The organism is Streptomyces sp. NPDC107654, from assembly GCF_055639035.1.
In genome coordinates this window covers 228164-246063 of record NZ_JBVKBI010000002.1, presented here as the reverse complement: position 1 = coordinate 246063, position 17900 = coordinate 228164, and the positions used below count along the sequence as shown (strand labels likewise).

The window sequence follows — 17900 nt, the reverse complement described above, 5'->3', positions numbered from 1 at the left end:
GCGTGCTCCGGCGTCGGCGAGGCCGTGCCCCGGCGTCCGCGAGGGCGCGCCGCGGCGGTCTGGCGGCGGCGGGTACCGTGCGGGCATGGCCGAGTGGGACCTGAGGAAGCTGCGGATCCTGCGCACCCTGCGCGAACGGGGCACGGTCACCGCGACGGCCGAGGCCCTGCACATGACCCCGTCCGCGGTCTCCCAGCAGCTCACCAACCTCGCCGCCCAGCTCGGCGTGCCCCTGCTGGAGGCACACGGCCGCAGGGTCCGGCTCACCGACGCGGCCCGGCTGGTCCTCGCCCACACGGAACCGGTGTTCGAGCAGTTGGAGCGGGCCGACGCGGCCCTCGCGGCGTACGCGCACGGCGAGGCCGGGGAGGTCCGCGTCGGCGCCTTCCCGACCGCCGTCCCCGCCCTGGTCGTACCGGCCGTACGGGCCCTGCGCGCGACGCATCCGCGGGTGACCGTACGGGTCCGGGAGACGGAGGCCGCCGAGGCCTACGACCTGCTGGCGGCCGGCGAGGTCGACCTCGCCCTGTCCCTCGCGGCCGGGGCCCCCGGTGCGGCCGATGCCCGCTTCACCCGCGTCCCGCTCCTCGCCGACCCGCTGGACGTCGCCCTGCCCCCGGACCACCCCCTGGCCTCCGCCCCCGGCCTGACCCTCGCCGACCTGGCCGCCGAGTCCTGGATCTTCGGCGGCAGCGGCCCCTGGTCGGACATCACCCGGCGCGCCTGCGAGGCGGCCGGCTTCAGCCCCCGCCGAGGGCACTCCGCCTCCGGCTGGACGGCGATCCTGGCCATGGTGGAGGCGGGGATGGGCGTCGCCCTGGTCCCGAGGACGGCGGCCGGCCGAGGAGCGGGCGTGGTCCTCCGGGAACTGGGCGCGGACCGCCCCGTACGGCACGTGGTGGCAGCGGTGCGCCGTGGCGCCGCCGACGCCCCGGCGACCGCCCGGGTCCTGCGGGCCCTGCGCCACGCGGCGCAGCGCCTGGGGGCCGAGGACTGAGCGCGCGGACCGGGTCCGGCGGGCTCGCCCGTCTCTCCGTGGCACGACAGCCGGGAAGCGGGCCCGAGATGCTGAGTCACCGAAGGGCGGCTAGCGTGAAGGGAAAGGACCGCGATCAGGGGTGTGCCCGCCGCCGGCGGCGAGTGCCCCGTCCACCGGGGCCGACAGCCGATGTGGCGCAGGCCCGCTGCTCGTCCCCCCGCGGCAACACCTACGACCGCGCCGCCCGATCCCCGCGGCCGCGGCGATCGCCCCGCACCGGAAACCCGCGAGGGCGTGGAAGAAAGGTAGGCCCATGAAAGCACAACGCGTGAGGCGTCTCCTCGCGGCCACCGCGACCGGCGTCCTCCTTGCCGGTGGCGCCGCGATCGGCACGGCGGGCACGGCCTCGGCCGCGACCACCCCCACCCAGGTCTCCACCCATCACGGCTGCTGGGGCAACTGCTTCAACAACGGCTTCCGCACCGGCTTCGTCCCCGGCTTCGGTTTCGGCGGCGGTGTCGTGGTGATCGTCGTCAGCTGAGCGCCCGACGCGGCCCCCGACCGCTGACACAACCGCTGACCCGGCCGCCGGTGCCGGGCGGGCCGACTGCCCGCCCGGCACCGGCATGCCGGGGGGCCTAACCCCGCCGCACCTCGTACAGGAAGCAGCCGTACTCCACCGCCCGCACGTGCACCAGCGCCACCTCCGGATCGGCGAAGGCCTCGGCCAGGGCCGGCCGGAAGGTGTCCGCGTCCGTCACCAGCCGGCCGCCGAGGATGTGCCCGGCGGACGAATAGCGGCGCAGGACGCGGTGGGCGTTGGTGAACGGCAGGGAGTCGCCGGCCGGGCCCGGGCACTCCTCGGCGTGGACGAAGACGGGGCCCTGCTCGTCGTAGGCGCCGGGGTCGGCGCCCGTGTCCGCCGCCCAGCGGCGCAGCGGCGCGTAGGAGACGAGGGCGATCCGCTCGCCGGGCTCGCTGCGGCGCAGGCAGCAGCGCAGCGGAGCGCCGCCCTCCTCGTCGGTCACCGCGGTCATGGGACGGCCGGCGTCGTCGGTGGTCCGCAGTTCCTTCAGGACGGCCGGTTCGATGGGACGTGGGATGTGGGTCGTCATACCCCGAGCGTCCCGCCCCGGCGCCGTGCGCACCGGCGGGAACCGGACATCGCGTTCCCTGTTGATCCCATGGAAGGATGGCGCAACCGACACATAACGAGGAGATGACCGCGTGCCTGGCACAAACCTGACTCGCGAAGAGGCGCAGCAGCGGGCCGAGCTGCTCACCGTTGACTCGTACGAGATCGAACTCGACCTCTCCGGCGCGCAGGAGGGCGGTACCTACCGGTCCGTGACCACGGTGCGCTTCGACGTGGCGCGCGGCGGTGCCGAGTCGTTCATCGACCTGGTGGCCCCGACCGTCCACGAGGTGGTCCTCAACGGCGACCAGCTGGACCCCGCCGAGGTCTTCGCGGACTCGCGGATCGCGCTGCCGGAGCTGCTGGAGGGCCGCAACGTCCTGCGGGTCGTCGCGGACTGCGCCTACACCAACACCGGCGAGGGCCTGCACCGCTTCGTCGACCCGGTGGACGAGCAGGCCTACCTGTACACGCAGTTCGAGGTCCCGGACGCCCGCCGCGTCTTCGCCTCCTTCGAGCAGCCCGACCTGAAGGCCACCTTCCGGTTCACCGTGAAGGCACCCGAGGGCTGGACCGTCGTCTCCAACTCGCCGACCCCGGAGCCCAAGGACAACGTCTGGTCCTTCGCGCCGACCCCGCGGATGTCGACGTACGTCACCGCGCTGATCGTCGGCCCGTACCACTCCGTGCACAGCGTGTACGAGAAGGACGGCCAGTCCGTGCCGCTCGGCATCTACTGCCGGCCCTCGCTCGCCGAGTTCCTGGACTCCGACGCGATCTTCGAGGTCACGCGGCAGGGCTTCGACTGGTTCCAGGAGAAGTTCGACTACGCCTACCCGTTCGAGAAGTACGACCAGCTGTTCGTGCCCGAGTTCAACGCGGGCGCCATGGAGAACGCGGGCGCGGTCACCATCCGCGACCAGTACGTCTTCCGGTCCAAGGTGACCGACGCGGCGTACGAGGTCCGCGCGGAGACCATCCTGCACGAGCTGGCCCACATGTGGTTCGGCGACCTGGTCACCATGGAGTGGTGGAACGACCTGTGGCTGAACGAGTCGTTCGCCACCTACACCTCCATCGCCTGCCAGGCCTCCGCGCCCGGCTCCCGCTGGCCGCACTCGTGGACGACGTTCGCCAACTCCATGAAGACCTGGGCGTACCGGCAGGACCAGCTGCCGTCCACGCACCCGATCATGGCGGACATCCGCGACCTGGACGACGTGCTCGTCAACTTCGACGGCATCACCTACGCCAAGGGCGCCAGCGTGCTGAAGCAGCTGGTCGCGTACGTCGGCGAGGACGAGTTCTTCAAGGGCGTCCAGGCCTATTTCAAGCGGCACGCGTTCGGCAACACCCGCCTGTCCGACCTGCTGGGCGCGCTGGAGGAGACCTCCGGCCGTGACCTGAAGACCTGGTCGAGGAAGTGGCTGGAGACGGCCGGCATCAACGTCCTGCGGCCGGAGGTGCGGACGGACGCGGACGGCACGATCACCTCGTTCGCCGTCCGCCAGGAGGCCCCGGCGCTGCCCGCCGGCGCCAAGGGCGAGCCGGTCCTGCGCCCGCACCGCATCGCCATCGGCCTGTACGACCTCTCCGACGCCGGCAAGCTGGTGCGCACGGAGCGGATCGAGCTGGACGTCGACGGCGAGCTGACCGCCGTACCGCAGCTGACCGGCAGGCCGCGCCCCGCGGTGATCCTCCTCAACGACGACGACCTGTCCTACGCCAAGGTCCGCCTGGACGAGGACTCCCTGAAGGTCGTCACCGAGCACCTCGGCGACTTCGCGGAGTCCCTGCCGCGCGCCCTGTGCTGGGCATCGGCCTGGGACATGACCCGGGACGCCGAGCTGGCCACCCGCGACTACCTCTCCCTGGTGCTGTCCGGCATCGGCAAGGAGTCCGACATCGGTGTGGTGCAGTCCCTGCACCGCCAGGTCAAGCTGGCCATCGACCTGTACGCCGCGCCGGCCGCCCGCGAGTCCCTGCTCACCCGCTGGACCGACGCCACACTGGCCCACCTGCGCACGGCCGAGCCGGGCAGCGACCACCAGCTGGCCTGGGCCCGCGCCTTCGCGGCCACCGCCCGCACCCCGGAGCAGCTGGACCTCCTGGAGGCCCTGCTCGACGGCACGCAGACCATCGAGGGCCTGGCCGTCGACACCGAGCTGCGCTGGGCGTTCGTCGAGCGACTCGCCGCCGTCGGCCGGTACGACGAGACGGAGATCGCCGGCGAGTACGAGCGGGACAAGACGGCGGCCGGCGAGCGGCACGCGGCCACCGCCCGCGCCTCCCGCCCGACGCCGGAGGCGAAGGCGGAGGCCTGGTCCTCGGTCGTCGACTCCGACAAGCTGCCCAACGCCGTGCAGGAGGCCGTGATCGGCGGCTTCGTCCAGACGGACCAGCGGGAGCTGCTCGCGCCCTACACGGAGCGGTACTTCGAGGTCGTCAAGGGCGCCTGGGACTCCCGCTCGCACGAGATGGCCCAGCAGATCGCCGTCGGCCTCTACCCGGCGATCCAGGTCTCGGAGGCCACCCTGGCCAGCACCGACGCCTGGCTGTCCTCGGCCGACCCGACCCCGGCCCTGCGCCGCCTGGTCTCGGAGTCCCGCGCGGGCATCGAGCGCGCCCTGAAGGCCCAGGCGGCGGACGAGGCGGCGGGCTCCGCCGAGTAGCCGACACCACGACGCAGAAGGGGCGCCCGGCCGCTGGCCGGGCGCCCCCTCTCGGAGCCGCGGGTTACTTCGCCGACAGCTCCGCCGCCACCAGCTCCGCGATCTGCACCGCGTTCAGCGCGGCGCCCTTGCGGAGGTTGTCGTTGGAGATGAACAGGGCGAGACCGTTGTCCACCGTCTCGTCGCGGCGGATGCGGCCGACGTACGACGGGTCCTGACCGGCCGCCTGCAGCGGGGTCGGGATGTCGGAGAGGGCGACGCCCGGCGCCTTCCCGAGCAGCTCGGTGGCGCGCTCCGGGGAGATCGGGCGGGCGAAGCGGGCGTTGACCTGCAGGGAGTGGCCGGAGAAGACCGGGACGCGCACACAGGTGCCGGAGACCTTCAGCTCCGGGACCTCCAGGATCTTGCGGGACTCGTTGCGCAGCTTCTGCTCCTCGTCGGTCTCGTTCAGACCGTCGTCGACGATCGACCCCGCCAGCGGGAGCACGTTGAAGGCGATGGCGCGCTGGTAGACCTGCGGCTCGGGGAAGTCGACCGCCGCACCGTCGTGGGTGAGCTTGTCGGCCTCGGCGGCCACCTTCTGCACCTGGCCGTGCAGCTCGGCGACGCCCGCGAGACCCGAGCCGGACACCGCCTGGTAGGTGGCGACGACCAGGGCTTCCAGGCCGGCCTCCTCGTGCAGCGGCTTCAGTACCGGCATCGCGGCCATCGTGGTGCAGTTCGGGTTGGCGATGATGCCCTTGGGGCGGTCGGCGACCGCGTGCGGGTTCACCTCGGAGACCACCAGCGGGACCTCGGGGTCCTTGCGCCAGGCCGAGGAGTTGTCGATCACGACGGCACCCTGGGAGGCGACCTTTTCGGCCAGCGCCTTGGAGGTCGCGCCGCCCGCCGAGAAGAGCACGATGTCAAGGCCGGTGTAGTCGGCGGTCGCCGCGTCCTCCACCGTCACACCGTCCAGCACGGTCCCGGCCGAGCGGGCCGAGGCGAACAGGCGCAGCTCCGTGACCGGGAAGTTCCGCTCCGTGAGGATCCCGCGCATGACCGTGCCGACCTGACCGGTGGCTCCGACGATTCCGACCCTCACAGCGACTCCCTTTGTGTGTCTCTTGCCTGACCGGGGCGTTTCCATGATGCGGCCGACCCCGGTCCACCTGTCCAATTCTTTGCCGCGCGTGCCCGAGGAATGGGACACGGTCACCCGGCGGGCGGTTCCACACCTTCGCCGGGCGCCCCGTCGGGCTGCAGGAATTCTCCCCGGGGCGGGCACGAGCCGGAAGCTGTGCTGTCCCGCCCCTGCCCGTCCGGGCCCGGGCCACACGAGGGTGTGACGTACGCCTCTGCGTGTGTCCGTCACCGGCCGAACGTTCCGGCCCGCTGCCGCGTCGTAGGGGCAGACGCGGGAGGGGGTGGCTTGTGCCGCGCGGAAGGACGCGCCGGGACCAGGGGGCGGACGCCGCCGGTGCGGAGCGCATCGGCGGTGATCCGCTGGACGCGGCCCAGGAACGCCGGGTGCGGGCGGTGCTCGCGCTCGGCGGGGTGCCGCAGTCGGACCTGCCGGACGGGGTGCAGCAGGTCCGGTTGCGGTTGCTGGAGCGGGCCGCGAGCGGCCGCGAGGCGCCGCGGGACGTGTCGGCGTGGGCGGCGGTGGTCGCCTCCAACCTGGCCATGGACTGGCACCGGGCCAAGCGGCGCCGGGAGCGGCTGGGGGAGCGGCTGGCCGCGCTGAGCGCGCCGGCGCACCCCTCCGGCGAGGAGACCAGCCTGCTGTCCCTCGCGGTCGCCCGGGGCCTGGACGGACTGCCCGCCGCCCAGCGGCAGGTGGTCGTGCTGCGTTTCTTCGCCGACCTGCCGGTCCGGGACATCGCCGCCGAGCTGGGCGTCCCGGAGGGCACGGTCAAGAGCAGGCTGCACACGGCGGTCCGCGCGCTGCGCGACCGGCTGCACGAGGACGAGGTGGTGTGAGATGGCCGCCGAACACGAGGGCGCACGGGGTGCCGACGGCGCCGACGGCATCGGGGCTGCCGGTGGGTACGGGGGCCGGGGGGAATACGACGGCACGGACGCCCTCATGGCCGCGATCACCGGCGGCCCCCTGCCGGAGGAGGCCCGGCGGGACCCCGCCTTCCTCGCCGAACACCGTGCGGCCGAGGCCGACCTCGCGGTGCTGCGGGACCAGCTGGCCCGGCTCGCGGACGCCCTGACCGGGGAGGAGCGGACCGGGCAGGAGGCGACCGGAGAGGAGGAGAGCCGGCAGGAGCAGAGCGGGGAGGAGGAGAGTGGAGTGCCCGGTGTCGCCGTGCCGGCGCCGCGGCCCGACCGCCGCTCCCGGGGCCGTACCCGCCCCGCCGGACGGGACCGGGCGCCCCGGCCCCCGCGTCCCGGCCGGCCGGGCGGGCCCCGGCGGGCGCTGCGGATCGCGCTCGGCTCGGTCGCCGGTGCCGCGGCCTTCTCGGTGGCGCTGGGCTTCGGCTGGCTGGTCACGCAGGCCGGCGGCGGCGCGGACGACAGCGCCGGGGCCTCCCCGGCGGCCAAGGGCGCCGGGAGGCAGCACGCGGGGACCGGGCCGCGGCCGTCGGACCCGGAGCGGGAACTGGCCTGCTCCCGGCTGGTCGTGGAGGGCACCGTGGCCAGGGTGGAGCCGGCGGAGGACGCCTCCGGAAGCCGCGTCACCCTGACCGTGACCCGCTTCTACAAGCCCGCGCACGGTCCGGCCGAGGTCGCCTTCCTGCTGGACGCGGACGCCCGGCCGGCCCCGCGCCGGGGGCAGCACGCGCTGGTCCGGGTCGGCCACGGCGACACGTACGCGAGCCGGTGGGCCGTCGGCGGCTCCCGGGTGGCCGCCGAGCGCGCCTGGATCACCGACGCCCTGCCCGGCTCCCGGACCACGCTCTGCCGCTCCGGCGACGCCTCCTGAGGCACGGAGGGGCGGGAGAAGGAGGGACGGGAGTCCGTCAGGACGCCCGCCCCTCCCCTGTGCGTCACCCCGCTACGGCGTGACCTTCTCGATCTTCACGCTGCCGGTGCCCGCGACCGTGCCGCGTGCGTTCACCAGCTGGACCCGCCCGAAGAACTCGCGGCCGGCCGGGGCCTGGGCGGCGGCCGTGACCTGGCCGGTCACCGTCGCCGAGTCGCCCGTGTCCAGCTTGACCGGGGCCGAGCCGTCGACCGAGACGGAGCCGAGCGCGGTGGAGAAGAACACGTCCCGGTAGTCGTAGTCGGTCGAGCCGGACGGCACCGAGTAGCCCGTGACCTCGATGGTGTAGGTGCCGGCGGCCGGGGACGGCACGGAGACCGCCTCCTCCGAGTCACCGTCGGCGGACTTGCCGACCTCCTTGCCGGCGGAGTCGTACACCGCGAGGTCCAGGTCGGCCGCCGTGTCCGAGACGCCCCCGATGGCGACGTCCAGGGAGGTGGCGCCGGCCGGCACCTCGACCGTGCTGGTCTGCTTCTCGCCCTCCTTGATGGCGGGGCGGGTGGTCCTGGCCGAGCCGAGGGGGCCGCCGACCAGCTTGCCGTCGAGGGCGGCGTACTTGTCGGTCACCTTCCAGGTGGCGGTGGCCGGGGTGCCCACCTTGGCCTCGGGGACGGTCACCGTCGCCGGGTCGAAGGCGGCGCCGAGGACGGTGACGTCCAGGCGGTAGGGGTTGTCGAGCAGCGGGGAGGTCCGCCGGGACTCGACCTCGACCTCCCAGACGCCGGGCTGCGGGTCGGCGTAGGAGCGGACGTCGGGCCTGCAGCCGTTGCCGTCCAGGTAGTTGTTGTAGCAGTACGGCGTCGAGGTGTTGTCGGACGGGACGCCGTAGGGGTGGATGGCGATGAACCGGGTCTGGCTCGTGTCCCTCAGCCCGCCGAGCGCGACCTCCAGCGACGTCGCGCCCTCCGGCACGGTCAGGAAGTAGGAGCGGGTGCTGTTGCGCTGCACCGTCCCGGACGCGGACCAGGTGTACTTCACGGGGACCGCGACCACGACCGTGGTGAGGACCTGCCTGTCGACGCCCTCGGTCCTCGGGTCGTCGACCTCCAGGATCGCGCTCTTGACGCCCGCCGACTTCGGGGCGGCCTGCACCTTGACGGTCACCGGCTGGTTCAGCGGCAGCCGTACGTCGTCGTCACCGACGATCCGGAAGGTGCCGCCGGCGTTGTTCGCGAAGCGCAGCTCGTGCCGGACCGCCTTGTCCGGACCGGACGTACGGGTGAGGGTCACGTCGTACGTCTTCTTCTCGCCCGCCTTCAGGCCGCCCTCGCGGTCGTACAGGCCGGTGCCGAAGCCCGGGGTCTTCAGGGCGTAGTCGATCGCGGTGTCGACCGGGGCCTTGACGGTGTACTCGTGGGCGGTGGCACCGTCCTTGACGGCGTCCCACGCGTCCACGATGTCGATGAGGCCCGCGCCCTCCTCGTACGCCTGCGCGCCCTTGATGTGGTCGGCGGTCGAGGTCAGCGCCGTGCGCAGCTTGGCGGGCGTGAGGTCGATGCCCTTCTGCCTGGCGGCGCTCAGCAGCAGCGCGGAGGCGCCGGTGGCCTGCGGGGAGGCCATCGAGGTGCCCTGGAGCATCGAGTAGCCGGCCGGCAACGTGTAGCCCGCCTCGGCGACCGGGGCGCCCGGCAGCCAGGTCTGGGTGGTGTTGATCGCGGCGCCGGGGGCGGTCAGGGTCGGCGTGAAGCCGCCGTCCTCACGCGGGCCGCGCGAGGAGAACGGCATCATCGCGTACTTCCTCTTCACGGCCGAGCCGTAGTTGGCGGCCCAGGTCTCCTTGGAGATCGCCGCGCCGACCGAGATCACCTTGTCGGCGAGGCCGGGGTCGCCGATGGTGTTGGCGCCGGGCCCGGAGTTGCCGGCGGAGATCACCAGCTGGACGCCGTAGGTGTCGATGAGCCGGGTGTACAGCTCGGCGCGCGCGTTGTTGCCGTCGTTCAGCGCGGGCAGCCCGCCGATCGACATGTTGACGATGTCGACGCCGCGCTTGGTGACGAGGTCGATCATGCCCTCGGTGAGGGCGACGTTGGTGCAGCCGCCGGTCCAGGTGCAGGCTCGCGAGGAGACCAGCTTGGCGCCCGGGGCGGCGCCGTTCATCCTGCCGCCGAACAGGCCGTTCGCGGCGGTGATGCCGGCGACGTGGGTGCCGTGCTCGGACTCGATGACGCCGATGTTGACGTAGTCGGCCTTGGCGCCGGAGGAGTTGTAGACGACGTCCTTGCGGGTCTCGACCACGAACGGGACGCGTTCGGCGACGTCCGTCGCCGGGTCGTCGGTGCCGAAGTACCCGACCTGGTGGTCGTCCTTGTAGGGCTTCATCGGCGTGTCGTCGGTGAAGTCGAGGTTGTCGTCGGTGTCGACCCGGACCGTGCCGGCGGCCGGGTCGTACAGCACGCCCCAGGCGTCGGTGGTGTCGCCGTCCCGGTTGAGGTCGCCCTTCTCGTCACCGCCGGCGGTGGCCGACTCGTACATGTAGTTGAACTTGTACGAGCCCTCGGGCGCGGTGAACTTCTCGGTGCCCTGCGCGGCGGTGGTGATCGAGAAGGACGGGCCGGCGACAGCGGTGGTCATCCGCCGCCAGGTGCCGTCGCCGTCGGTGACCGGGTCGGTCGCGGTCACCCAGTCGACGATCTTCCGCTCGCCGGTGGTGGTCTTCCGCAGCGCCGGGTGGCCGAGGTCGACGCCGGAGTCGAGGATGCCGATGGTGATGCCGCGGCCGTCCGCCTTGGGGTGGTCCCGGACGAAATCGACGGCACCCGTCTCGAAGGACGGGTTGTAGGGGTTCGCGGCGGGCGTCTTCCCGCCCGGCGCGGGATACGTGCCCTTGCCGGCGGCGGGCTTGGCGCCGTTCGGCGCCGGGTCGTCCAGCGGGATCTCCTGCTTGAGGTCGATGGCCCGCACCGAGGAGAGCTTCACGGCGGCGGCGATCGCCGAGTCCGCCCGGCCCGTCGGGACGGTGGCGCGGACGTAGCCGAGCTTGTCGTCGGTACGGCCCACCAGGCCGCCCTCGACGGCGTCCAGATCCGCGGCGACCTGCTCCGTCTGCCCGGGCGAGGTCGCGATCATCATCGTGACGTTCTTCTCGCCGTCGGCCTTGGCCTCGGCGAGCAGAGCCGCGTCGTCCGAACCCAGCTTGTCGTGGGCGGACTTGACGCCGGGGTCGGCGGCCGGGGCGGGGGCCGGGTCCGCGGCGAGGGCCAGGGGGACCGGCCCCGCGGCGGAGAGGGCGGCCACCACGCCCACGGCCACCGCTATGCGGGCCAGGCGTCTCGGGCCGGATATGGGATCACGCTCGGGCGTGTGGGTCATCGGCATCCCTCAGGTAAAGGAACGAGCGGACGAGAGCGCTCAGCCTTACCGAAGGGACATTCGTGTGGGGACCGTTGACCCAATCGAGATGAACGTATGGGGAAAACCCGCGATCGGATCTGAACGGATCCGGTGCCGTTGGTCCGGTGTGTGCTCAATTCTCCTTGGAACGTGCGTAATGGCGGGACGCCTTGGCCCGGTTGCCGCACGCGGCCATCGAGCACCAGCGGCGGGTGCCGTTCCGGGACGTGTCGAAGAAGTACAGGATGCAGTGGCCCCCGGCGCAGCTGCGGATCCGCTCCGGAGCCCGGGTGAGCAGTTCCAGGTAGTTCCGGGCGGCGAGCCAGGCCGGACCCCAGGCGGGGTCGGCGAACTCGGGTTCCTCGGCCGGGCCGCCGGCGGTCAGCCGGGCCCGGATCCGGCCGTGCTCCAGTACGGCGTCCACGAGCGGCGCCGCCTGTTCCGGTGCCCCGTCCACCGCGGCCTTGATCGCCTCGCGGGCCGCCCGCAGGTGGTCCAGCGCCTCCGTGTCGGACGCGTGGGTCGCGGCAAGCCCGTTGCCCGCGAGCCACACCGTCAGCCCGTCGGTGTCCGCGAGCAGGTCCTGGACGGCTCCGTCCCTGTTCCACCGGGTGTTGAGCAGGTCGAGCGCGAGCGGTTCACCGGTGAGCGGGCGGGGGTCGCGGACGGTGGGCATCGGGCATTCCTCCTCGGCTAACCAGTCAAGGGTACGTGACTGGTTGACCGAGCCGCTTATAACCCCTAATGTAAAAAACAACGGTTAGACATGCCCGGCACGGGCACACCGAAGGGGAGAGTCATGACCTTGCGTACCGGCCACACCGGCCTGAACGTCACCGACCTCGACCGCTCGCTCGCCTTCTACCGGGACGTCCTCGGCTTCGCCCTGCTCGCCGAGGGCAAGGAGGACGACCGGCGCTACGCGTTCCTCGGCGACGGCGGCGAGCGGCCCGTCCTCACCCTCTGGCAGCAGGCGCGGGGGCCGTACGACCGCGGCCGGGCCGGACTGCACCACCTCGCCTTCACCGCCGACTCGGTCGACCGGGTCCGGCAGTACGAGACGGCGCTCCGGGCCGCCGGTGTCGACTTCGCCCATGACGGTGTCGTCGCCCACCGGGAGGGCGCGTCCTCCGGCGGGATCTTCTTCCACGACCCGGACGGCACCCGTCTGGAGATCTCCGTACCGCACGGCGCCGAGAACGCCCCCGCCCCGCACGCCTCCGCCCCGACCTGCGGTTTCTTCTAGTCATGAGCGTGTACCACGCGGGTTCGCGGGCGGTGCAGGACCAGGCCGGCGTCCGCGACCGCGCCGACCACGTGGGCCGTTCCCTGGGCCGGGACATCAAGCCCGTCGCGGCTGCGTTCCTGGAGCAGCAGCCCCTCCTGGTCGTCGGCGGGCCGGACCCGGGGACGGGGAAGGTGTGGGCGCACGCCCTCACCGGCACGCCGGGTTTCGTACGGGCGACCGGGCCCCGGCGGGTGTCCGTGGACACGGCGCACGCCTTCGGCCGCGGCACGACCGTCGGCACCATCGCCCTGGACCCCCGGACCCGCCGCCGCATGCGCCTCAACGGCCGCCTCACGCCCACGGCGACCGGCTTCACCGTCGACGCGGACCAGGTCTTCTCCAACTGCCCCCGGTACATCCAGCGGAGGCAGTCGTACGAGACGGTCGACCGGACCCCCGGCGCACCCCGCCGGCTCACCGGACTCGGAGCCGCGGAAGCGGAGTTCGTCGCCGCCGCCGACACCTTCTTCCTCGCCACCGTCCACCGCACCGGCGCCGACGCCAGCCACCGCGGCGGCAACCCCGGCTTCGTCCAGGTCGCCTCACCGCGCGAACTGACCTGGCCGGACTACCCCGGCAACGCCATGTTCCTCAGCCTCGGCAACCTGTACGCCGACCCCCGCGCCGGACTGCTCTTCCTCGACTGGGAGACGGGCAGCACCCTCCAGCTCACCGGTGAGGCCCGCACCGGGACCGCCGGGGACGGCACCCGCACCGTCCGCTTCACCCTCACCGAGGCCCTGTGGACCCCGGACGCCCTGCCGCTGCGCTGGTCCGCGCCGGAATATTCGCCCGCCAATCCGGAGCCCGCGCGTTAACGTCCGCTGATGCGACGGAAACTGAGGGTGGCGGCCTACGCCGTGTGCGTCCGTGACGGACAGATCCTGCTCGCCCGGTCACCGGCCCCCGACGGCACGCCCGAGTGGGTGCTGCCCGGCGGCGGCATGGAGCACGGCGAGGACCCGTACGACACGGTCCGCCGCGAGGTCACCGAGGAGACCGGCTACCGCATCGAGGTGACCGGCCTCCTCGGTGTCGACTCCCACCGGCTGGTCGGCGATCCCCGCGTCGGCCGCCGCACGGACCACCAGGGGCTGCGGATCGTCTACGAGGGCGAGATCACGGGCGGTGAACTCCGCTACGAGGTCGGCGGATCCACCGACCTCGCCGCCTGGCACCACCTGGACGCCGTGCCCGGTCTGGTCCGGGTGCCGATGGTCGACATCGCCCTGCGGCTCTGGCGCGGACGCCCGCCCCACGGACACCTGGAGGACGTACCCGTACCCCGGCAGATGAACGAGGAGTGACCGGCCCCCGGCCGGCCGCGATCCACTCCGTGACCGCACCCGGTACCCCGTGATCCACGTACGGTGTTCGGCGCTGCGCGTTGCGGCCGCGTTCACGCGCAGGTCATCCCCGGTGCCAACGATCCACAGTGAGCGGGGCGTTCGTCTGTGCGACGGCCCGCGACCACTGCCGACGCGTTCGCACTCGGGGAGATCGCGCCATGTCGCGCATACGCTCTGTCGCCGCCTCCGCCCTGGAGGTCAACCGCCGTACCGTCCTCGCCGCCGCCGGAGCCGTCTCGCTCTCCGCGGGCGTCGGCTACGCCCTGCGTCCCACCGACAGCCGGGCCGCCACCCCGCCCACCGAGGCGGAGGCGCCGGTCGCCGACTCCCGGCGGGCCGCCACGACGGCCCCGCTCGCCCCCTACACCCAGGGCACCACCCTCGCCTCCGTCGCCGCCCCCCGCAACAGCTCCGGCCACCGCCGTCTCGGCGACGGACCCGGCTGGAAGCGGGTCGTGCGCGCCGAGCTGGCCGCGCCCAAGTCCGGCCGGGCCGAACGCCGTACCGCGCTCGCCGCGTTCGTGCAGTTCACCGACCTGCACCTGATGGACGTCCAGCACCCGCTGCGCCTGGAGTACCTGCGCTCCCACGACGTGCACGCCTGGCGCCCGCACGAGGCGCTCACCGTGCCCGGCGCGATCTCCCTCGTGGAGCGGGTCAACGCGCTGCGCGGCGCCCCCGTCACCGGCGCCCCGCTGCACTTCGTGATGACCACCGGCGACAACACCGACAACAACGCCCACTGCGAACTGGAGTGGTTCATGAAGGTGATGAGCGGCGGCCGGATCACCCCCAACTCCGGGGACCCACGGCACTACGAGGGCGTGCAGAACAGCGGGCTGAAGCTGTACTGGCAGGCCGCGTCCACCACCCGCGACAACGACAAGGCGCTCGGCTTCCCCCACCTCACGGGCTTCCTGGCCGCGGCGATCCGCGAGGTGCGCAGCCCCGGCCTCAACCTGCCCTGGTACTCCACCGTCGGCAACCACGACGCCCTCCCGCTCGGCTGCTACGGCTTCCACGGCGACCGCTACCTCGCCGAGGCGGCCATCGGCGGGAGGAAACTGATGAACGTCTCCGCCGCCGACGCCAAGAAGCTCCAGGACACCATCAAGAACGCCAAGGACCCCAAGGCCACCGGCTACCGGGACTTCCTCAGGGCCCACGCCCGTTCGGCGCGCTCGGTCACCCCGGACGAGAGACGCGCCCCCTACACCCAGGCCGACTACCTGAAGGCCCACCTGGACCCGGCGTACCAGGGCCTCGGCCCGGTCGGGCACGGCTACTCCTCGGCGAACCTGGACGCGGGCACCCAGTACTACGCCTTCCGCATCTCCGACGACGTCATCGGCATCAGCCTCGACACCACCGACGCCGGCGGCCACTACGAGGGCTCCGTCGGCACCGCCCAGCTGAAGTGGCTCGACAGGACGCTGAAGGACCACAAGGACTCCTACGCCGTCGTCTTCAGCCACCACACCAGCAAGACCATGACCAACACCCGGCCCGACCCGGCCCGCCCGGGGGAGAGGCGGCACGGCGGCGCCGAGGTGGTCTCGGTGCTGTCCGCCCACGCCAACGTGCTGGCCTGGGTGAACGGCCACATCCACAAGAACGTCGTCACCCCGCACAAGGCGTCCGGCGGGCGCTCCTTCTGGGAGGTCTCCACCGCCTCGCACGTCGACTTCCCGCAGCTCGCCCGGGTCATCGAGCTGGTCGACAACAAGGACGGCACGCTCTCCCTGTTCACCACGCTGATCGAGTCCGCCGCCCCGCACCGCACCGACTACGCCGACCTCTCCCAGACCGGCCTCGCCGCCCTCTACCGCGAGCTGTCCTACAACGCCCCCGGCGCCAACAGGACCCTCGCCGGCGGCGCGGCCGACCGGAACACCGAGCTGGTGCTGAAGAAGGGCTGAAAGTCACTCAACCGGGTTACACCAGGCAACCCTCGCGCACCGCCACAAGGTCCCTCCCCCCGACCGCACCACACACCACAGGTTGGGGAAGACATGCGCGTACGCACGGCTCTGGCGGGCACCACCGCCCTGCTCCTCTCCGCGGCCCTCGCGGCCCCGGCGGTGGCGGCCACCGGCACCCGGTCCGACGACGGCCACGCCGGCACCCGCAAGGCGATCGAGGCGGCGGTCGCGGCAGGCGTGCCCGGGGTGACCGCCACCGCACGGGGCACCCACGGCACCTGGTCGGCGACGGCCGGGGTGGGCGACACCCGCACGGGCGCGCCGCGCTCGGCCGCCGACCGCTACCGCGTCGGCAGCATCACCAAGACCTTCGTCTCCACGGTCCTGCTCCAGCTGGAGGCGGAGGGCCGGCTGTCCCTGGACGACAAGGTCGACCGGTGGCTGCCGGGCGTCGTCCGCGGCCACGGCCACGACGGCCGCCGCATCACCGTCCGTCAGCTCCTCAACCACACCAGCGGCATCTACGACTACACCGCCGACGCCGGCTTCGCCCGCGACCACTTCGCCAAGGACGGCTTCCTCGAACACCGCTACGACACCCTCGCGCCGCGCGACCTCCTGGCGATCGCCCTGCGGCACCGGCCGGACTTCGCCCCGGGCACGTCCTGGAGCTACTCCAACACCAACTACGTCCTGGCCGGGATGGTGATCGAGAAGGTGACGGGCCGCTCGTACGCCTCCGAGATCCGCCGGCGCGTCCTCGACCCCCTGCACCTGACGGCCACCTCCGTGCCCGGCACGAAGGTCACGGTCCCGCGGCCCAGCAGCCGCGCCTACTCGAAGTTCGCCGAGACGGCCGGGGAACCGACGTACGACGTCACGACCCTCAACCCGTCCATGGCCTCCTCGGCCGGCGAGATGATCTCGGACTCGGCGGACCTCGACCGCTTCTACAGCGCCCTGCTCGGCGGGAAACTCCTCCCGCCGCGCCAGCTGAAGGAGATGAAGACGACCGTGCGGATCGACGGCGTGCCGAACGTCCGCTACGGCCTCGGCCTCATGGACACCGAGCTGCCCTGCGGTGTGCACGTCTGGGGCCACGACGGCGGCATCCACGGCTCGGTGTCCTCGGCGGTGACGACAGCGGACGGCCGTCACTCCCTCGCCCTCAACTTCAACGGGGACTGGAGCGGGGAGACGGGCGCGGTGATCGAGGGGGAGTTCTGTTAGCCGGGGTGTCGCCGCGTGGCTGCCCGAGCCGCTGCAGGGGTCACGACACCCGGCTGAGCACCGGCAGGTAGCCGAGGGACTGTCCGGGTGCCGTGGGGTGGTACGACTCGGTGATCGCCAGCACGTCGACGCCGCGCAGCCAGGGCCGGGACGAGCAGATCTCGTGGCCGGCGAAGGCGGCGGTGACGTCGGCGAAGGTGAACCCGTGGGCGGCGGCGCGCCCGGCGATCACGGCGTTGAGGTGGTCCACCCCGTCGTTGAGGGCGGCGCGCTCGCCGTCCTGGAGGCCCAGCGCGCAGGCGCCCCTGAGGTGGTACAGGTGCGGATAGCCGAGCACCACGACCCGGGCGGCGGGCGCCCGGGTCCTGATCGCCGTGTAGAGCCGGTCGAGGGCGGCCGGCAGGGAGCCGTCCATGGTGGCCCGGGCCCGGGTGAGGGCGGACCGGCAGCCGCCGGCACCCAGCGCGCAGCTCGCGATGACACCGACGAACCCCGTGTCGCTGCCGCCGACGGTGAGGGTGACCAGGCCGGTGCGCGGGCTGAGGTGGCCGAGCTGCTCGGTCAGCACGTCGGTGGTGCCGGCGCCGTTGCACGCGGCGAAGGTGAAGGACGCCGGCGCGTGGGCCTCGGCCCACAGCACCGGGAACGCCCGGCTGCTGCGCTTGCACTCCCGGCCGGAGGCCAGGTAGTCGCCGGCGCCCACACCGGCGGAGTAGGAGTCACCGAGGGCCACATAGCCACCGGTCACCGTCCGGGGTGCCACCTGTGCCGTCGCGGGATCGGCGAACGCGCAGGCGGCCGCGAGGAGGAGGGAGCACGCGCCTGCCGCTATTCGGGGGTGTCTCATGACTTTCCTCTACCGTGGTCCGCCCGGGTCCCGCCCGCCCTGCTCACCCGTTCCGGTGAGCCCTCACCCGGCCGGCGCGCCGGAAGTGGACGGCCGGCGGCGGGTGTGCTGGGCCGGCGGCGGGCATGAGGAGGGGCCACCGGTCCCCGGCCCGGTGGCCCCTCCTCTCCCCTC

General features: G+C 73.1%; 15 protein-coding genes. 10 read left to right on the top strand and 5 right to left on the bottom strand.

Going from position 1 to position 17900, the window contains the following annotated elements:
* The first annotated feature begins 85 nt into the window (after window positions 1-85).
* Both ACZ7N4_RS04185 and ACZ7N4_RS04180 read left to right on the top strand, forming a co-directional pair.
* Window positions 86-997: a LysR family transcriptional regulator gene (locus tag ACZ7N4_RS04185; RefSeq protein WP_471353534.1), complete on the top strand. Its 912-nt coding sequence runs from the start codon at window positions 86-88 to the stop codon at window positions 995-997.
* 295 nt (window positions 998-1292) lie between these two features.
* Window positions 1293-1520, top strand: a complete 228-nt coding sequence (locus tag ACZ7N4_RS04180; protein WP_471353532.1) for a hypothetical protein — start codon at window positions 1293-1295, stop codon at window positions 1518-1520.
* A gap of 97 nt (window positions 1521-1617) precedes the next feature.
* On the opposite strand, the gene ACZ7N4_RS04175 is transcribed toward ACZ7N4_RS04180, so the two are convergent.
* The gene (locus tag ACZ7N4_RS04175; RefSeq protein ID WP_471353530.1) at window positions 1618-2094 is read right to left on the bottom strand and encodes a DUF1203 domain-containing protein; all 477 of its coding nucleotides are present in this window, start codon (window positions 2092-2094) and stop codon (window positions 1618-1620) included.
* A 112-nt stretch (window positions 2095-2206) separates the two neighbouring features.
* On the opposite strand from ACZ7N4_RS04175, the gene pepN reads away from it, so the two are divergent.
* Window positions 2207-4786: an aminopeptidase N gene (pepN, locus tag ACZ7N4_RS04170; RefSeq protein ID WP_471353527.1), complete on the top strand. Its 2580-nt coding sequence runs from the start codon at window positions 2207-2209 to the stop codon at window positions 4784-4786.
* 64 nt (window positions 4787-4850) lie between these two features.
* Here the strand turns inward: pepN and ACZ7N4_RS04165 are convergent, their stop codons facing one another.
* Window positions 4851-5870 (bottom strand): aspartate-semialdehyde dehydrogenase, encoded by a 1020-nt coding sequence (locus tag ACZ7N4_RS04165; protein ID WP_471353525.1) that lies wholly within the window; start codon window positions 5868-5870, stop codon window positions 4851-4853.
* A gap of 329 nt (window positions 5871-6199) precedes the next feature.
* Here ACZ7N4_RS04165 and ACZ7N4_RS04160 point away from each other — a divergent pair, with 329 nt between their 5' ends.
* Window positions 6200-6748, top strand: coding sequence for an RNA polymerase sigma factor (locus ACZ7N4_RS04160; RefSeq protein ID WP_471353522.1), 549 nt, complete (start codon window positions 6200-6202; stop codon window positions 6746-6748).
* Between the two features lies 1 nt (window position 6749).
* Window positions 6750-7700, top strand: a complete 951-nt coding sequence (locus tag ACZ7N4_RS04155) for a hypothetical protein (protein WP_471353519.1) — start codon at window positions 6750-6752, stop codon at window positions 7698-7700.
* 72 nt (window positions 7701-7772) lie between these two features.
* Here the strand turns inward: ACZ7N4_RS04155 and ACZ7N4_RS04150 are convergent, their stop codons facing one another.
* Both ACZ7N4_RS04150 and ACZ7N4_RS04145 read right to left on the bottom strand, forming a co-directional pair.
* Window positions 7773-11069, bottom strand: a complete 3297-nt coding sequence (locus ACZ7N4_RS04150) for a S8 family serine peptidase (RefSeq protein ID WP_471353517.1) — start codon at window positions 11067-11069, stop codon at window positions 7773-7775.
* Window positions 11070-11223: 154 nt separating this feature from the next.
* Window positions 11224-11766, bottom strand: a complete 543-nt coding sequence (locus ACZ7N4_RS04145; protein WP_471353515.1) for a CGNR zinc finger domain-containing protein — start codon at window positions 11764-11766, stop codon at window positions 11224-11226.
* 123 nt (window positions 11767-11889) lie between these two features.
* Between ACZ7N4_RS04145 and ACZ7N4_RS04140 the strand changes: the two genes are divergently transcribed.
* The 5 genes from ACZ7N4_RS04140 to ACZ7N4_RS04120 all read left to right on the top strand — a co-directional run bounded on the left by ACZ7N4_RS04140 (window position 11890) and on the right by ACZ7N4_RS04120 (window position 16879).
* Window positions 11890-12336 carry a VOC family protein gene (locus tag ACZ7N4_RS04140; protein ID WP_471353513.1) on the top strand — a complete coding sequence of 149 codons (447 nt, stop codon included), beginning with the start codon at window positions 11890-11892 and terminating at the stop codon, window positions 12334-12336.
* A 2-nt stretch (window positions 12337-12338) separates the two neighbouring features.
* Window positions 12339-13196, top strand: a complete 858-nt coding sequence (locus tag ACZ7N4_RS04135) for a pyridoxamine 5'-phosphate oxidase family protein (protein ID WP_471353511.1) — start codon at window positions 12339-12341, stop codon at window positions 13194-13196.
* A gap of 9 nt (window positions 13197-13205) precedes the next feature.
* A complete protein-coding gene (locus ACZ7N4_RS04130) occupies window positions 13206-13685 on the top strand; it encodes an NUDIX hydrolase (RefSeq protein WP_471353509.1) in 480 nt (159 codons plus the stop codon).
* A gap of 200 nt (window positions 13686-13885) precedes the next feature.
* Entirely contained in the window at window positions 13886-15646 is a 1761-nt protein-coding gene (locus ACZ7N4_RS04125) for a TIGR03767 family metallophosphoesterase (protein ID WP_471353506.1), read from the top strand.
* Between the two features lie 93 nt (window positions 15647-15739).
* Complete coding sequence (locus tag ACZ7N4_RS04120; protein WP_471353504.1) at window positions 15740-16879, top strand: serine hydrolase domain-containing protein; 1140 nt, start codon at window positions 15740-15742, stop codon at window positions 16877-16879.
* Window positions 16880-16919: 40 nt separating this feature from the next.
* On the opposite strand, the gene ACZ7N4_RS04115 is transcribed toward ACZ7N4_RS04120, so the two are convergent.
* Window positions 16920-17726: an SGNH/GDSL hydrolase family protein gene (locus ACZ7N4_RS04115; RefSeq protein ID WP_471353502.1), complete on the bottom strand. Its 807-nt coding sequence runs from the start codon at window positions 17724-17726 to the stop codon at window positions 16920-16922.
* Window positions 17727-17900: the final 174 nt, after the last annotated feature.

Excerpts from the sequence above, each read along its gene's own strand:
- ACZ7N4_RS04185 (WP_471353534.1), top strand. The coding sequence starts at position 86 with ATGGCCGAGTGGGACCTGAGGAAGCTGCGGATCCTGCGCACCCTGCGC.
- ACZ7N4_RS04180 (WP_471353532.1), top strand. The coding sequence starts at position 1,293 with ATGAAAGCACAACGCGTGAGGCGTCTCCTCGCGGCCACCGCGACCGGC.
- ACZ7N4_RS04175 (WP_471353530.1), bottom strand. The coding sequence starts at position 2,094 with ATGACGACCCACATCCCACGTCCCATCGAACCGGCCGTCCTGAAGGAA.
- ACZ7N4_RS04155 (WP_471353519.1), top strand. The coding sequence starts at position 6,750 with ATGGCCGCCGAACACGAGGGCGCACGGGGTGCCGACGGCGCCGACGGC.
- ACZ7N4_RS04150 (WP_471353517.1), bottom strand. The coding sequence starts at position 11,069 with ATGACCCACACGCCCGAGCGTGATCCCATATCCGGCCCGAGACGCCTG.
- ACZ7N4_RS04145 (WP_471353515.1), bottom strand. The coding sequence starts at position 11,766 with ATGCCCACCGTCCGCGACCCCCGCCCGCTCACCGGTGAACCGCTCGCG.
- ACZ7N4_RS04140 (WP_471353513.1), top strand. The coding sequence starts at position 11,890 with ATGACCTTGCGTACCGGCCACACCGGCCTGAACGTCACCGACCTCGAC.
- ACZ7N4_RS04135 (WP_471353511.1), top strand. The coding sequence starts at position 12,339 with ATGAGCGTGTACCACGCGGGTTCGCGGGCGGTGCAGGACCAGGCCGGC.
- ACZ7N4_RS04130 (WP_471353509.1), top strand. The coding sequence starts at position 13,206 with ATGCGACGGAAACTGAGGGTGGCGGCCTACGCCGTGTGCGTCCGTGAC.
- ACZ7N4_RS04125 (WP_471353506.1), top strand. The coding sequence starts at position 13,886 with ATGTCGCGCATACGCTCTGTCGCCGCCTCCGCCCTGGAGGTCAACCGC.
- ACZ7N4_RS04120 (WP_471353504.1), top strand. The coding sequence starts at position 15,740 with ATGCGCGTACGCACGGCTCTGGCGGGCACCACCGCCCTGCTCCTCTCC.
- ACZ7N4_RS04115 (WP_471353502.1), bottom strand. The coding sequence starts at position 17,726 with ATGAGACACCCCCGAATAGCGGCAGGCGCGTGCTCCCTCCTCCTCGCG.